This window comes from Streptomyces sp. KPB2 (genome assembly GCF_003950055.1).
GTDB classification, from domain to species: domain Bacteria; phylum Actinomycetota; class Actinomycetes; order Streptomycetales; family Streptomycetaceae; genus Streptomyces; species Streptomyces salinarius.
Genome location: NZ_CP034353.1, coordinates 1,031,630 through 1,047,233, shown reverse-complemented (window position 1 = coordinate 1,047,233; position 15,604 = coordinate 1,031,630). Strand labels below are relative to the sequence as shown.

Below are 15,604 nucleotides of genomic sequence, written 5' to 3'. Positions count from 1 at the left end.
GGCTCAGTGCTCGTGCACGCCGTTCGTCGCGGCGATCCTCCGCCACGAGCGGGGCTGCGCGGGGGTCTCGGACCCCTTGGACGCCGGAGCCGCCTTCGCGAGCGACTCGGCGCGTGCCGCCGGCGCGTCCGGCTTCGACGGCTGGAACAGCCAGGTGTCGAACAGCGCGGCCAGCGGCTCGCCCGACACCTCCTCGGCGTACCTCTGGAAGTCCGCGACCGACGCGTTGCCGTAGGCGTGCTTCGAGGGCCACCCCTTCAGGATCGCGAAGAAGTCCTCGTCCCCGACCTCGTTCCGCAGCGCCTGGAGGGCCAGCGCGCCCCGGTCGTAGACGGCGGCGTCGAACTGGTTCTCCGGGCCGGGATCACCGGGCTTCACCGTCCAGAAGGCGTCGTCGGCCGGGTGCGAGGCGTAGGTGTAGTCGGCCAGTTCCTGCGCCGTGCCCTCGCCCTCGTGCTCGGACCACAGCCACTGGGCGTACCGGGCGAAGCCCTCGTTGATCCAGATGTCCTTCCAGCCGCGCACGGAGACCAGGTCGCCGTACCACTGGTGGGCCAGTTCGTGCACGACCACGGACACGTTCGACCCGTTCGCGAACTGCCGCGGGCTGTAGAACGGCCGGGTCTGCGTCTCCAGCGCGTACCCGGTGGTGGTGTTCGGCACATAGCCGCCGAGCGCGTTGAAGGGATACGGCCCGAAGTACCCGCTCAGCCAGTCGGCGACCTCGCCGGTCCGCTCCACGCTGGCCCGGGCCGCGCCGTCGTTCGCCCCCAGGTCCCGGCTGTAGGCGTTGACGACCGGGATGCCGCTCTCGGTGGTGCCCGTGGTGAGGTCGAACTTCCCGACCGCCAGAGTCGCGAGATACGTGGCCTGGGGTTTGTCCGAGCGCCAGTTCCAGCGCGTCCAGCCGAGCCGCGAACTCGTCGACCGGAGGGTGCCGTTGGAGATCGCCTGGGTGCCGTCCGGCACCTGCACCGACACGTCGTAGGTGGCCTTGTCCAGCGGGTGGTCGTTGCTGGGGAACCACCACCAGGCGGCCTCGGGCTCGTTCGCGCCGACGCCTCCGTCCGGGGTGCGGTGCCAGCTGGTGAAGCCGTACGCCTGCTTCGACGACGGCACCCCGCTGTAGCGGACGACCACGGTGAGGGGCGCGCCCTTGTCCAGGGGCTTCTTCGGGGTGATCTCCAGCTCGTGCTCGCCCGAGGTCGTGAACGACGCCTTGGCGCCGTTCACCCGTACCTCGCCGACGTCCAGCAGGAAGTCGAGGTTGAACCGCGACAGGTCCGCGGTGGTGCGGGCCAGGATCGTCGCTGTCCCCTCCAGCCGGTCGGTGGCCGGCTGGTACTTCAGGCGCAGGTCGTAGTGCGAGACGTCGTATCCGCCGTTGCCGTAGGCCGGGTAGTAGGGGTCGCCGATGCCCGGAGCGCCGGGGGAGTGGGCCGCCGCCGACGCCGGGATCGCCAGCATGAGGGAGGCGGCGCCCAGTGCGCCCGGCACGATGATTCTGCGGTGCACGAAAGCTCCAAGTGGTAGGGCCACGAAGTCTGTTCGGAGCCTATTCAGCCCCCGTGGGCGCTGTCGTGTCCACGGCCACCCTGGTCACACGATCGTCATCCGGCCGACATGAGCCACCCGCGCCGCCGAGCGCGCCGCGCCGTGTGACGGTGGGTCACCGCGATATCCGCCGCGGAGAAGGTGAGTTCCGCGTCTTACGTGGTATGGGCCTAGCGGACGGGTATTTTCGGCCTCATCGACTGGAAAGGTGCCGCCTGTGACGCAGGACCGACCAAGCGACAAGGAAGAGCACGAAAGAGGCGCGCTCCCGGGTTCGGAAGCGGGCCTGCCGGGGCACGAGCACAGGCCCCGGACCGACCGCGTCGTCTTCGGCGTCACGGCCGTCCTCACTCTGGCGTTCGTCATCTGGGGCGCCGCCGCCACCGACTCGCTGGAGGACGTCTCCAGCAGCATGCTCGGCGGCCTGCTCCACAACGGAGGCTGGGCGTTCACGCTGGCCGCCTCCGGCTTCGTGGTCTTCGCCCTCTGGCTCGCGGCCAGCCGCTACGGCCGCATCCACCTCGGCGCCGAGGGCGAGGAACCCGAGTTCCGGACCGTGTCCTGGGTCGCCATGATGTTCAGCGCGGGCATGGGCATCGGTCTGATGTTCTACGGCGTGAGCGAGCCGCTGGCGCACTACACCACGCCCCCGCCCGGCACGAGCCCCGCCGACTCCGGCGACCGCATGGCCACGGCCATGGCCACCACCCTGTTCCACTGGACGCTCCACCCGTGGGCGATCTACGCCGTGGTCGGTCTCGGCATCGCCTACAGCACCTTCCGCAGGCGCCGCAGGCAGACCATAAGCGCGGTGTTCACCCCGCTCATCGGCGAGAAGCACGCCAACGGCGCCGGCGGCCGGGTCATCGACATCCTGGCCATCATCGCCACGATCTTCGGCTCCGCGGCCTCCCTCGGCCTCGGCGCGCTGCAGATCGGCTCCGGCATGGAGAAGCTCGACTGGATGGACAAGGTCAGCACCGGGCTGCTCGTCGGCATCATCGCGGTGCTGACGGTGGCGTTCGTGGCCTCCGCCATCTCCGGCGTCGAGAAGGGCATCCAGTGGCTGTCCAACACCAACATGGTGCTGGCCCTGCTGCTCGCCGTCTTCGTGTTCGTCGCGGGCCCCACCATCCTCATCCTCGACCTGCTGCCGACGTCCGTCTTCGCCTACCTCGGCGACCTGCCCCAGATGGCCGGCCGCACCGAGATCAGCGGCGGCAAGGAGGTCGCGGACTGGCTGGGCAGCTGGACCGTCTTCTACTGGGCGTGGTGGATCTCCTGGACGCCCTTCGTCGGCATGTTCATCGCCCGCATCAGCCGGGGCCGGACGATCCGCCAGTTCATCGGCGGCGTCATCCTGGTGCCCAGCACGGTCAGCCTGATCTGGTTCGCGATCTTCGGCGGCTCCGCGATGCGGCTCCAGGAGCAGCACCGGCTGGGCGACGACTCGACCCCGGAGGGGCAGCTCTTCGGCGTGCTCCAGGAGTACCCCATCGCCACCGCGACCAGCCTGCTGGTGATGATCCTCGTCGGCATCTTCTTCGTCTCGGGCGCCGACGCGGCCTCCATCGTGATGGGCACGCTCTCGCAGAAGGGCGCGCTCGAACCCAGCCGCTGGGTCGTTGTCGTCTGGGGTGTGGTGACCGGCGCCGTCGCGGCCATCATGCTGCTGATCGGCAGCGGCGAGGCGGACGCGCTCACCGGTCTGCAGAACCTCACGATCCTCGCGGCGGCGCCCTTCGTCATCGTGATGATCTTCATGTGCGTCGCCCTCATGCGCGACCTGCGCCGCGACGCGCTCATCGTGCGCGGCGAGATGGCCAACGAAGCCGTCGAACTGGCCGTCATCGAGGGCCACAAGCAGTACGAGGGCGACTTCGAGATCCGGATCGGCCCCGGCCCCGGCACGGACGTGGAGGGCGACCCGATCGGCAAGCACCACCAGGACTGATCCCGGCCGGCCGAACGGGACCGCACCACGGCGTCAGGAGGCGAGCCGGGCCGCCTCCTGCGCGCAGCCCCAGGCCACGGTGACGCCCGCGCCGCCGTGGCCGTAGTTGTGCACGAGCCGCCGCCCGTCCGGCAGCGTTGCGCGCTCCAGCCGGACCGCGTCCCGGGCCGGCCGCAGCCCCACCCGGTGCGCGAGCACCCGCGCCCCGGCGATCTCGGGCCGCAGGGCCGCGCACCGCCGCACGATGGCCTCGGCGACCGCCGGGTCCGGCTCGGTCGACCAGACGTCGTCCTCGGCCGTCCCGCCCAGCAGGAGCCGGCCGGGCTGCGGAAGGAAGTACGTCGTCTCACCGGAGTGGGGGTCGGCCGAGACCAGCCAGGTGCGGATGCCGGGATTCTCCACGACGACCAGTTGCCCGCGCACCGGCCGCACGGCCGGGTCCGGCACCAGGTCCCGGGCGGCCAGACCGGTGCAGTTGACCACGACCGGCGCGTCCGCCTCGGCCAGCTCGGTCACCGCACGGTTCTCCACCGTGCCGCCCGCGGCCACCAGCCGCTCCCGCAGCCACGGCAGATGGGTCGACATGTCGATGAGCGGCAGCCGCGCCCACAGCCCGGCACCGTCGTACTCCGCCGCCGTCGAGGCACGCAGCCCCGGCAGCCGCGCCGCGGCCCACGCGCCCACCTCGTCCGGGCCGGTCTCGCCGAGCACCCCCTCGGCCATGCGCACGCCGGTCTCCTCGGGCCGCGCCGCCAGTTCCTCGTACACGTCCAGGGAACGCAGCGCCCACGACTGCGCCAGCGCGACCGGCTCGATCCGGTACGGCCACCACAGCCCGCCCGCGACGACCGAGGTGGTCCGCTCGACGGGCTCCCGGGTCCACAGCCGCACCCGTCTGCCCCGCTCGGCGAGCACGACGGCCGTCGTCAGCCCGATCACCCCGCCGCCGACCACGACGACTTCACCGGTCAGTTCGCCATCCAGTTCGGTTTCCACACCAGGACGTTAACCGAACGCCCCGGACCGCGCCCGGAGCGGCCCCGCCACCGGCCCGGCCGAGCGGACGCCGGGCCGCGACTAGGATCTACGGTCTGATGACTGCCACCCTCGTCGCCAAAGACCTCGCCGCCGGCCACGGCGACCGCTCCCTGTTCACCGGGCTCGACCTCGTCGTCGCACCCGGCGACGTGATCGGCCTCGTCGGGGCCAACGGCGCGGGCAAGTCCACCCTCCTGCGGATGCTCGCCGGGCTGACCGCACCGGAGGAGGGCGAGCTGCGTCTGTCCCCGCCCACCGCCACCGTCGGCCACCTCCCGCAGGAGCCGGAGCGCCGCCCCGGCGAGAGCGTCCGGGAGTTCCTGGCCCGCCGCACCGGCGTCACCGACGCCCAGCGCGCCATGGACGAGGCCACCCAGGCCCTGGTCGACGGCGCCCCCGGAGCCGACGACGCCTACGCCAGCGCGCTGGAGCGCTGGCTGGCCCTCGGCGGTGCGGACCTCGACGACCGGGCCGAGGAGACCGCCGAGGCGCTGGGCCTGACCGTCGACCTGGACCAGCCGATGACCTCGCTCTCCGGCGGCCAGGCGGCCCGCGCCGGCCTCGCCTCCCTCCTCCTGTCCCGCTACGACGTCTTCCTCCTCGACGAGCCGACCAACGACCTCGACCTGGACGGCCTGGAACGCCTCGAACGCTTCGTGACCGGCCTGCGCGCCGGCACCGTCGTCGTCAGCCACGACCGCGAGTTCCTCACCCGCACCGTCACCAAGGTCCTCGAACTCGACCTCGCCCAGCGGCAGATCAACCTCTACGGCGGCGGCTACGAGGCGTACCTGGAGGAGCGCGAGGTGGCCCGCCGGCACGCCCGCGACGAGTACGAGGAGTACGCCGACAAGCGGGCCTCCCTCCAGGACCGGGCCCAGACGCAACGCGCCTGGATGGACAAGGGCGTCAAGAACGCCCGGCGCAAGGCGGGCAACGACAACGACAAGATCGGCCGCAAGTTCCGCAGCGAGGCCAGCGAGAAGCAGGCCGCGAAGGCCCGTCAGACCCAGCGCATGATCGAACGCCTGGAGGTCGTCGAGGAACCGCGCAAGGAATGGGAGCTGCGGATGGAGATCGCGTCGGCACCCCGCTCGGGCGCGGTCGTCGCCACCCTGCGCGACGCCGAGGTCAGGCGCGGCGACTTCGTGCTCGGCCCGGTCTCCCTCCAGATCGACTGGGCGGACCGGGTGGCGGTGACGGGAGCCAACGGCGCGGGCAAGTCCACGCTCCTCGGCGCCCTCCTCGGCCGGGTCCCGCTCGACGCCGGGCACGCGGCGCTCGGCTCCGGCGTCCTGCTCGGCGAGGTCGACCAGGCCCGCAAGCTGTTCCACGGCCCCGAGAGCCTGCTGGACGCCTTCCGTCCCGCCGTCCCCGACACGGAGCCGGCGGAGATCCGCACCCTGCTGGCCAAGTTCGGCCTCAAGGCGGATCACGTCACCCGCCCGGCGTCGAGCCTCTCACCCGGCGAGCGCACCCGGGCCGCCCTCGCCCTCCTCCAGGGCCGGGGTGTCAACCTCCTGGTCCTGGACGAGCCGACCAACCACCTCGACCTGCCGGCCATCGAACAACTCGAATCGGCCCTGGACGCCTACGAGGGCACGCTCCTCCTCGTCACCCACGACCGCCGCATGCTGAACGCGGTACACGTGACCCGCCGCCTGGAGGTGGCAAACGGCAAGGTCACAGAACGCTAGCTGCCCGCAGCCGCAGCCGCAGCAGCCGCAGCAGCCGCACCCGCAGCAGCCGCAGCTGCGGGCAGTCGTGCCGCTGGGGCGGCACGGGTGGGCGGTGGGGGCACCTCCCGCTCGAGCGAAGCCGAGAGTGGGGGAGGCACCCCGCAACGCCGGGTCGCACCCCCACCCCCGCCCGCCCCAGCCGCGGGAGCCCTACGCCAACCCGGCCCGCCGCAACGCGTCCGCCATCGCCCCGTTGGACGGAGCAGGCGTCGACGCCGGCCGCCCCTTACCGCCGACGGCCTTCCGCTGCCGAGGCGGCCTGCCGCCCCGCTCCTTCTTCGGCTCCCCCTGCGGAGCCGCTTCGTCGTCCAGCCGCAACGTCAACGAGATCCGCTTCCGCGGAATGTCGACGTCCATCACCTTCACCTTCACGATGTCCCCGGGCTTCACCACGTCCCGCGGATCCTTCACGAACGTCTTCGACATGGCCGACACATGCACCAGCCCGTCCTGATGCACACCGACGTCCACGAACGCCCCGAACGCGGCGACGTTCGTGACGACCCCCTCCAGCACCATCCCGGACGCCAGGTCGGAGATCTTCTCCACGCCCTCCTTGAAGGTGGCCGTCTTGAAGGCGGGCCGCGGGTCGCGCCCCGGCTTCTCCAGCTCGCGCAGAATGTCCGTGACCGTCGGCAGACCGAACGTCTCGTCCACGAACTGGTCCGGCCGCAGCGACCGCAGCACCGACGTGTTGCCGATCAGCCCGGCCACCTCCTGCCCGGCGGTCTTCACCATCCGCCGCACCACGGGGTACGCCTCGGGGTGCACGCTGGACGCGTCCAGCGGGTCGTCGCCGCCCCGGATCCGCAGGAAGCCCGCGCACTGCTCGTAGGCCTTGGGACCGAGCCGCGACACCTTCTTCAGCGCCGTCCGCGACGTGAACGGCCCGTTCGCGTCCCGGTGCGCCACGATGTTCTCGGCGAGCCCGGAGGTGATGCCGGAGACCCGGGCCAGCAGCGGCGCGGAGGCCGTGTTGACGTCCACCCCCACGCCGTTCACACAGTCCTCGACCACCGCGTCCAGCGAGCGGGACAGCTTCACCTCGGAGAGGTCGTGCTGGTACTGGCCGACGCCGATCGACTTCGGGTCGATCTTCACCAGTTCGGCCAGCGGGTCCTGCAGCCGCCGGGCGATCGACACCGCGCCGCGCAGCGAGACGTCCATGTCGGGCAGTTCCTGGGAGGCGAAGGCGGAGGCCGAGTACACGGAGGCGCCCGCCTCGGACACCATGACCTTGGTGAGCTTCAACTCCGGGTGCTTGGAGATGAGTTCCCCGGCGAGCTTGTCGGTCTCGCGGGAGGCCGTGCCGTTGCCGATGGCGACCAGTTCGACCGCGTGCTCCTTCGCCAGCCGCGCCAGCTTGGCGATCGCCTCGTCCCAGCGGTTGGCGGGCACGTGCGGGTGGATCACGTCCGTGGCCACGACCTTGCCGGTCGCGTCGACCACGGCGACCTTCACACCGGTACGGAAACCGGGGTCGAGGCCGAGCGTCGCGCGGGTGCCGGCCGGGGCGGCCAGCAGCAGGTCGCGCAGGTTGGCGGCGAACACGTTCACCGCCTCGTCCTCCGCCGCGGTGCGCAGGCGCAGCCTGAGGTCGATGCCGAGATGGACCAGAATGCGGGTGCGCCAGGCCCAGCGGACGGTGTCCACCAGCCACTTGTCCGCGGGCCGGCCCCGGTCCGCGATCCCGAACCGGCTCGCGACGATCGCCTCGTACGACGATGGTCCCTCGGTGGGCTCCTCGGGCTCCAGGACGAGGTCGAGCACGTCCTCCTTCTCGCCGCGCAGCATCGCGAGCACACGGTGCGAGGGCAGCTCGGTGAACGGCTCGGCGAAGTCGAAGTAGTCGGCGAACTTGGCGCCGGCCTCCTCCTTGCCGTCCTTCACCTTGGCGGCGAGCCGCCCGCGCCCCCACATCCGCTCGCGCAGCTCGCCGATCAGGTCGGCGTCCTCCGAGAACTTCTCCGTGAGGATCGAGCGCGCCCCGTCCAGCGCGGCCTGCGGGTCGGCCACGCCCTTGTCGGCGTCGACGAACGCGGCCGCAGCGGCCACCGGGTCCACCGACGCGTCGGCGAGCAGGCCCTCGGCCAGCGGCTCCAGACCCGCTTCGCGCGCGATCTGCGCCTTCGTGCGCCGCTTCGGCTTGAACGGCAGGTAGACGTCCTCCAGGCGCGCCTTGGTCTCCGCCGTGCGGATGCGCGCCTCCAGCTCCTCGGTGAGCTTGCCCTGCTCGCGGACCGAGTCGAGGATCGCCGCCCGCCGCTCCTCCAGCTCCCGCAGATAGCGCAGCCGCTCCTCGAGCGTGCGCAGCTGCGCGTCGTCGAGCATCTCGGTCGCTTCCTTGCGGTAGCGGGCGATGAAGGGCACCGTCGAGCCGCCGTCGAGCAGCTCGACCGCGGCCTTCACCTGCCGCTCCCGTACGCCGAGCTCGTCGGCGATCCTGCTTTCGATGGACCCTACGTCGGGTGTCGTCACGATCCCGTACCGCCTTCTCACTGAGGTTGCGCGGCAATTGTGGCAGGTGGCGACGACAATCGGGGATCAGGGCGCCGCCCCGGAGGCCGAAACCGGTGCGGAGGCGGCCCGGGATCAGACCCGGCGGCCCCGGGAGGCGGAGGAGGCCCCGCCGAACAGCCGGGCCAGGGCCCGGAAGGGAAGCGTCACCACGGTGGCGACTGCGCCACCGATCTGGCGCAGTACGTCTGCGATGGCACGGAACACGAGTTGCCCCTTTCGTCTCCCGGCCGCCCAGGCCGGGAGACGTACGGGTACCTCCGTACCGGCGCCGTATGCCCTCCCGTACGCCCGCTGTGCACGCCCGGGCGTGTCGTCGGCCCGTCAGCGCTTGGCGAGCAGGTCCGCCGGGAAGGCACCCGCTCCGAGCGCCGTACGCGCGAAGCCCGACGCGAGCTCCGTCAGGCGTGCCACGCCCTCCGCCCCCAGATGTGCGTAGGGGGCCGCGTCCAGCCGGTCCGTCTCCCGTTCGATCCCCTCGCGCAGGGCCGTGCCCTCCTCGGTCAGCTCGCCGGCCGCGTCGACCAGCCCGCGCTCGCGCAGCCGTCCGACGGCCGCGTCCCACTCCTCCCGGGTCCAGCCCCGGGTGGTGAAGACCCACTTCGGTGCCAGGCCCTTGCCGGTCGCGGTGTGCGTCACCAGTGCCTCCAGCCCGTCCAGGCCCGCGGTCACCAACGCGGCGAGGTGGCCGTCGCCCCGGTGCTCGCGCAGCAGGGTCGCCGCGTGCCAGAACGCCAGGTGCGGGGCGTCCGGCACGGGCAGGTCGGCGTGGGCCGAGTAGAGCGGGCGGGCGCCGCGCGAGCAGCCCTCGGCGGCGCGCAGCGCCAGCTCGGCGGCCTCCGCCATCCCGGCCGACGCCACGGCTTCCTCGCCCAGCAGCCGGCGCAGCGTCGCGCCCACGGCACGCAGACGGGCCGCCAGCGCCTGCTCGGGCGTGACCTTCTCCCACACGGCGGGCACGTGCCGGGCGACGAGGTCGTGCTTGTAGTTGTAGAACGCCGCGGTCACGGCGCCGGCGCCGACCGGACCCAGCGCGGCGGCCCGCGCCGCGAAGTTGACCGCCGGGGCCTCGGTGACCCCCAGGGCGCCCAGCTCACGGCCCAGGTCGGGGGAGAAGTAGTGCGTCGAGTGCAGGGAGTTGAGCGCGTTGTGGCAGCGGCGGCCCGCGCGTGCGTCGATCGCGGCAGTTGTCATGCCACGCACGTTACCAACCGCTCAGTACGTGCCGCGGGCCCATGCGCGGCATGGCAGGAAAGGTGGGGTTCTCGTCATTGCGGCCGTCCCCCGGCGGGCGAAGAATCCTCGGTATGGCGCAGCGAACCCGGCGCACCGGGCGGACCGTACTGGTACTCCTCTTCGACGACGTGCAGAGCCTCGACGTCACCGGCCCCGTGGAGGTCTTCGCGGGCGCCGAGAAGCACACACCGGGCACGTACCGGATCCGCACGGCATCGCTGGACGGCGCCCCCGTGCGCACCTCCAGCGGTCTGACCGTCGTACCTGACCAGGCACTCGCCGACGCGCCGCCGCCGGACACCCTGGTGGTCCCGGGCGGCCAGGGCACCCGCGACCCCGACCCGCGCCTGACCGCGTGGCTGCGTGAGCACGGACCACGCCCCCGGCGGCTGGTCTCCGTCTGCACCGGCGCGATCCTGCTCGCCCGGGCCGGGCTGCTGGACGGCCGCCGCGCCACCACGCACTGGGCCTACAGCGACCGGCTGGCCCGCGACCACCCGGCCGTGGACGTCGATCCCGACCCCATCTACATCCGGGACGGCAACGTGGCCACGTCCGCCGGCGTCACCTCCGGCATCGACCTCGCCCTGGCGCTGGTTGAGGAGGACCTGGGCCGGGACGTCGCCCTGACCGTCGCCCGGCACCTGGTGGTGTTCCTGCGCAGGCCCGGGAACCAGGCCCAGTTCAGTGCCCAGCTCGCCGCCCAGACCGCACGGCGCGAACCGCTGAGGGAGCTCCAGCAGTGGATCACCGAGCACCCAGAGGCCGATCTGAGCGTCGAGTCCCTCGCCGCCCGCGCCAGCCTCTCGCCGCGCCACTTCGCCCGTGCCTTCCAGGCGGAGACCGGCACGACACCCGGCCACTACGTCGACCGGGTCCGGCTGGAACACGCCCGGCGGCTGCTCGAGGACACCGGCGACGGCGTCGAGGAGGTCTCCCGGGCCAGCGGCTACGGCACGCCGGAGGCCATGCGCCGCGCCTTCGTCAAGGCCCTCGGCACCGCACCGGCGGAGTACCGCCGCCGGTTCCGGACCGCGCCGGCCCCCTGAAACCCGTACCCGCACCGTCGTCAACCGACCGACCCCGGAAGGAACCACGTGCAGATCGCCATCGTCCTCTTCGACCGCTTCACCGCCCTCGACGCCGTCGGCCCGTACGAGACCCTCGGCCGTCTCCCGGACGCCGAGACCGTCTTCGTCGCCGAGCACACCGGCCCCGTCCGCACCGACACCGGGAACCTCGCGCTCACCGCCGACCGGACCCTGGCGGACGCACCGGCCCCCGACATCGTCGTCGTCCCCGGCGGACCCGGTCAGAGTCCGCAGATGGAGAACGAGACCCTGCTGGACTGGCTGCGCGCCGCCGACGCCACCAGCACCTGGACCACGTCGGTGTGCACCGGTTCCCTGCTGCTCGCCGCCGCCGGGCTGCTGACGGGGCGCCGCGCCACCTCGCACTGGCTGGCGCTGGACTTCCTGAAGCGGTACGGCGCCGAGCCGACCGGGGAGCGGGTCGTCACCGACGGCAAGTACGTCACCGCGGCCGGTGTCTCCTCCGGCATCGACATGGGACTGACCCTGCTCGGCCGGATCGCCGGCGACGAGCACGCGCAGGCGGTGCAGCTCCTGACCGAGTACGATCCCCAGCCGCCCTACGACGCCGGATCCCCGGCCAAGGCGCCCGCGCGCCTCGTAGAGGAGTTCCGCGGCCGGAGCCGGTTCATCCTGACGTAGGCCCGCTCCAGCCGAAGCGCGGCTGCCTGCGTTCCAGGAAGGCGGCGACGCCCTCGGCGGTGTCGCCGCTGCCGCGTGCCTGGGCGGCCCAGTGGGCGTCCCGGTCGGTGCGTCCGTTCGCGAACTCCTTCGCCGCGGACTGCGTCAGCAGCGAGCGGGATGCCAGCACCCGGGTGAACTCCGCCACCCGCTTGCCCAGTTCGCCCTCCGGCAGCACCTCGTCCACCAAGCCGGTGCGCAGCGCCCGCGCGGCGTCGATCAACTCCCCGCTGAACAGCAGGTACTTCGCGGTGGCGGGCCCGGTCAGCGCCACCAGCCGCCGGGTCGCGGACGCCGGGTACACGACGCCCAGCTTGGCCGGGGTCACCCCGAACAGCGCCGTCTCCTCGGCGAAGCGCAGATCGCAGGCCGCCGCCAACTGCGCCCCGCCGCCCACGCAGTGCCCCCGGACCGCCGCCAGCGTCGGCTTGGGGAACGCGGCGAGGGCCTCCTCGGCCCGTACCGCCAGCTCCTGCGCCTCCTGCGCCGACTCGCGCAGCGTCGAGATGTCGGCCCCGGCGCAGAACGTCGCGCCCTCACCGGTGAGCACCAGCGCCCGCACCCCCGGATCGGCGGCCAGGTCGTCGAGGAGGCGGGGCAGCGCCCGCCACATCGCGGCCGTCATGGCGTTGCGCTTGGCCGGGTGGTGGACGACGACGGTGGCGACCGAGTCGGCGACCCGGTGCAGCAGCTGCGGCTCCATGGAACCGGATGCTATCCACCGGCCCTCCGCTCCGGGCGGCCGGGCGGCCGGGCGACCCTGCGCTCCGCGCGGTCGGCAGGCGGTGAGCAGGCGGGACAGGAACGGTCGCGTGTCACGCGCCAACGATCAGAAACCGCTCGATATGCGCTGACTTGTGTTCAGCCCCCGAGAGCGGCCCGGCGCGTTACCAACACTCAGGGGTGTGGTGACAATCGAGCCCAGGGGTGGCGACCGGACGATGGACGAGACCGGGCCCGCCGGGCCGCTGCCGTACGAAGGTGTCTGGCGGTTCACCGCCCCCGCCGTGGACGCCTCGGTGCCGCAGGCCCGGCACGCCGTGCGGGACCTGCTGACGCGGCAGGGCGTGCCGGTCTCCGACGACGTCACGCAGGCCCTCCTGCTGATCGTCTCGGAACTGGTCACGAACGCGGTCCGGCACGCGGCGGTGCTCTCGCCGGTGCTCGCCGTGGAGGTCGCCGTCGGGCCCGAGTGGGTGCGGGTGGCCGTGGAGGACGACCATCCCTACCGCCCGACCGCCCTGGAGACCGACCACGGCCGCACCGGCGGGCGCGGCCTGCTCCTGGTGCGCGAGATGACCCGGGAGGCGGGCGGGGCGTGCGACGTCGCCCACACCGCGAGCGGCGGCAAGGTGATCTGGGCCGCCCTGCCGCTCAAGCACACGCCGCGGTAGGACATTCCGCGGCAGGACTCCCCGCGTGCGGTGCCCGCCGTGCGGTGCCCGCCCGTGCGGTGCCCCGCCGCGGGTACGCCCCGCGGCGGGAGCGCCGTCACCAGCCCGCGGACGCGCCCGTCAGCTCGCGGACGGCCGGCCGGGCCGCGTCGAGCACCGTCATGAACCACGCCGAGAAGGTGTCCTTCGCGTGCCGCTCGGTCAGCTCCGCCGGGGAGACGAAGGCCGTCTGCGCCACTTCCTCCGGGTCCGGACGCAGCTCGGCCTGGACCAGACCGACGAAGAGATGGTTGTACTCCTGCTCGACCAGCCCCGAGGCCGGGTCGGGGTGGTTGTAGCGCACCGTGCCCGCCTCGGCGAGCAGGGAGGGCGACACCCCCAGCTCCTCGTACGTCCGCCGGGCCGCCGCCGCGAACGGCGCCTCGCCGGGGTAGGGGTGACCGCAGCAGGTGTTGGACCACACACCGGGGGAGTGGTACTTGCCCAGCGCCCGCTGCTGGAGCAGCAGCCGCCCCCGCTCGTCGAAGAGGAACACGGAGAAGGCGCGGTGCAACCGCCCCGGCGGCTGGTGCGCGGAGAGCTTCTCCGCGGTGCCGATCGTCACGCCGTTCTCGTCGACCAGTTCCAGCAAAATCGCGTCTGCGGTGCCGTTCGACGAGCTGGGCGTCGCGGTGGCAGGAGTGATCGGCATACCCATCCTTCACATCGGTCCTCGCGCCCCAAGTGTGCCGTACGAATCCGGCACTCTCGGCACTTCCCGGCACACCCGCATGTCCCGGGTGACCGTACGGGCACCGGGGGCGGCCGGCCGGACACCGAGCAGGGGTCCGATGGAAGATCATTCCCGGCGCCGCCCTCCGGGAACCCCCGAGCCCGCCGTCCCCGGGAGGGCACGGCCGCGGACCGGACGCGGACGGGGGCGTTCAACAGCGCGTCCCGCCGCGTACGCGCCCCCTGCCCCCTCCGTGCGGTGGGCCGCCCCGCCTCAACGGCACAGCCGGGCCTCGTGCTCCGCGTGCCCGCTCGGCTCCAGCTGGAAGGTGCAGTGCTCCACGTCGAAGTGGTCGCCCAGGCAGCCCTGCAACTCGTGCAGCATCTTCTCGTGACCGATCGCGCTCAGCGCCTCGCCGTTCACCACCACGTGCGCCGACAGCACGGGCATGCCCGAGGTGATGGTCCAGGCATGCAGGTCGTGCACGTCCTCTACCCCGTCGAGGGCCAGTATGTGGGCGCGCACCTCGGCGATGTCCACGCCCTTGGGGGCCGCCTCGAGCAGCACGTCCAGGGTCTCGCGCAGCAGCCGCACGGTACGGGGCACGATCATCAGGCCGATGAGCAGCGACGCGATCGGGTCGGCGGGCTGCCAGCCGGTGGCCAGGATCACCAGCGCCGAGACGATCACCGCCAGGGAGCCCAGCGCATCCGCCGCCACCTCCAGGAAGGCGCCCCGCACGTTCAGGCTCTCCTTCTGGCCGCGCATCAGCAGCGACAGCGACACCATGTTCGCCACCAGGCCGATCGCACCGAAGACGACGGTCGGCCCGCCCGCGGTGTCGGCCGGCGTGATGAACCGGTCGATCGCCTCGTACAGGACGTAGCCGCCCACCCCGAGCAGCAGCAGACAGTTGGCCAGGGCGGCCAGGATCTCGGCGCGGGCGTAGCCGAAGGTGCGGCGGTCGCTCGGCGGGCGGCTCGCGAAGTGGACGGCCAGCAGAGCCATGCCGAGCCCCAGCGCGTCCGTCGCCATGTGCGCGGCGTCGGCGATCAGCGCGAGCGAGTCGGCGACCAGACCGCCGACGATCTCGACGACCATGACGGTGAGGGTGATCGCCAGCGCCACCCGCAGCCGGCCCCGGTACGCGGCGGTCACCGTCCCGCCGGCCTGCCCGCCGTGCGCGTGCCCGTGATCGTGCCCAGCCCCCATGAGAAAGCCGCCTCCTTGTCCGAAAGGGCGTCCGGCCCCCGGTGCCCGGATGACAGTCAACTACGGGTAGGGGGTATCGGGCAACGCGGCACTGAACACCGTTGTCATGTGCCCTGACCTGCGGAAACGTCATGCAGGTCAGCGCGTTGCGGGGCATTCGGAAGCGTCGCGTCCGCCGAATGGCGGCAGCGCCCGCCCAGGGCCGTCCTGACCCTGTGCGAACGACCGCCGACACTCTGCGATGTCCGCGATGCCCGGTCTGGGAGCGCGGTTTGTGGGGCGGGCCCCGAATCCACGATGATGATCGCGGCGAAGGCGGGTGCAAGCGGCGTCGACCGACCGTGAAACGGGCGGTGAACACGGCGTTCCCGGCATCCGATAACCTCTGCCGACATGCCGCCCGGGTGCCCCAGGCACGGGCGCTCCACCATGCACAGGCCCGGCGCCCAGGCGCCGGCACCAGGGAGTGAGTTCGG

Annotated in this window: 13 protein-coding genes; 5 read left to right on the top strand and 8 right to left on the bottom strand. The window is 72.6% G+C overall.

From position 1 onward, the window contains the following. Positions 1-3: 3 nt before the first annotated feature. Positions 4-1,515, bottom strand: a complete 1,512-nt coding sequence (locus D1J63_RS04650; RefSeq protein WP_206436753.1) for a M1 family metallopeptidase — start codon at positions 1,513-1,515, stop codon at positions 4-6. A gap of 256 nt (positions 1,516-1,771) precedes the next feature. Between D1J63_RS04650 and D1J63_RS04645 the strand changes: the two genes are divergently transcribed. Then, a complete protein-coding gene (locus D1J63_RS04645) occupies positions 1,772-3,508 on the top strand; it encodes a BCCT family transporter (RefSeq protein WP_125627842.1) in 1,737 nt (578 codons plus the stop codon). A gap of 33 nt (positions 3,509-3,541) precedes the next feature. Here the strand turns inward: D1J63_RS04645 and D1J63_RS04640 are convergent, their stop codons facing one another. Beyond that, entirely contained in the window at positions 3,542-4,504 is a 963-nt protein-coding gene (locus tag D1J63_RS04640; protein ID WP_125627841.1) for an FAD-dependent oxidoreductase, read from the bottom strand. 98 nt (positions 4,505-4,602) lie between these two features. Here D1J63_RS04640 and D1J63_RS04635 point away from each other — a divergent pair, with 98 nt between their 5' ends. Continuing rightward, positions 4,603-6,243, top strand: coding sequence for an ABC-F family ATP-binding cassette domain-containing protein (locus D1J63_RS04635; protein WP_125627840.1), 1,641 nt, complete (start codon positions 4,603-4,605; stop codon positions 6,241-6,243). A gap of 192 nt (positions 6,244-6,435) precedes the next feature. Here D1J63_RS04635 and D1J63_RS04630 read toward each other — a convergent pair whose 3' ends face one another. The 3 genes from D1J63_RS04630 to D1J63_RS04625 all read right to left on the bottom strand — a co-directional run bounded on the left by D1J63_RS04630 (position 6,436) and on the right by D1J63_RS04625 (position 9,996). After that, entirely contained in the window at positions 6,436-8,763 is a 2,328-nt protein-coding gene (locus tag D1J63_RS04630; RefSeq protein WP_125627839.1) for a Tex family protein, read from the bottom strand. 114 nt (positions 8,764-8,877) lie between these two features. Beyond that, on the bottom strand, positions 8,878-9,009 hold the full coding sequence (locus D1J63_RS37535) for an LPFR motif small protein (RefSeq protein ID WP_254882128.1): 132 nt from the start codon (positions 9,007-9,009) through the stop codon (positions 8,878-8,880). 117 nt (positions 9,010-9,126) lie between these two features. Continuing rightward, positions 9,127-9,996, bottom strand: coding sequence for a hypothetical protein (locus D1J63_RS04625; RefSeq protein WP_164712718.1), 870 nt, complete (start codon positions 9,994-9,996; stop codon positions 9,127-9,129). Positions 9,997-10,109: 113 nt separating this feature from the next. On the opposite strand from D1J63_RS04625, the gene D1J63_RS04620 reads away from it, so the two are divergent. Further along, positions 10,110-11,087 carry a GlxA family transcriptional regulator gene (locus D1J63_RS04620; protein WP_125627837.1) on the top strand — a complete coding sequence of 326 codons (978 nt, stop codon included), beginning with the start codon at positions 10,110-10,112 and terminating at the stop codon, positions 11,085-11,087. 48 nt (positions 11,088-11,135) lie between these two features. After that, complete coding sequence (locus tag D1J63_RS04615; protein ID WP_125627836.1) at positions 11,136-11,771, top strand: DJ-1/PfpI family protein; 636 nt, start codon at positions 11,136-11,138, stop codon at positions 11,769-11,771. Here the strand turns inward: D1J63_RS04615 and D1J63_RS04610 are convergent. After that, positions 11,758-12,513, bottom strand: a complete 756-nt coding sequence (locus D1J63_RS04610) for an enoyl-CoA hydratase/isomerase family protein (RefSeq protein ID WP_102931736.1) — start codon at positions 12,511-12,513, stop codon at positions 11,758-11,760. The two genes, D1J63_RS04615 and D1J63_RS04610, sit on opposite strands and share 14 nt — an antisense overlap. A 238-nt stretch (positions 12,514-12,751) precedes the next feature. Here D1J63_RS04610 and D1J63_RS04605 point away from each other — a divergent pair, with 238 nt between their 5' ends. Beyond that, complete coding sequence (locus tag D1J63_RS04605; protein ID WP_164713150.1) at positions 12,752-13,204, top strand: ATP-binding protein; 453 nt, start codon at positions 12,752-12,754, stop codon at positions 13,202-13,204. Between the two features lie 97 nt (positions 13,205-13,301). On the opposite strand, the gene idi is transcribed toward D1J63_RS04605, so the two are convergent. Continuing rightward, positions 13,302-13,895 carry an isopentenyl-diphosphate Delta-isomerase gene (gene idi / locus D1J63_RS04600; RefSeq protein ID WP_102931735.1) on the bottom strand — a complete coding sequence of 198 codons (594 nt, stop codon included), beginning with the start codon at positions 13,893-13,895 and terminating at the stop codon, positions 13,302-13,304. A gap of 294 nt (positions 13,896-14,189) precedes the next feature. After that, a complete protein-coding gene (locus D1J63_RS04595) occupies positions 14,190-15,128 on the bottom strand; it encodes a cation diffusion facilitator family transporter (RefSeq protein ID WP_125627835.1) in 939 nt (312 codons plus the stop codon). Positions 15,129-15,604: the final 476 nt, after the last annotated feature.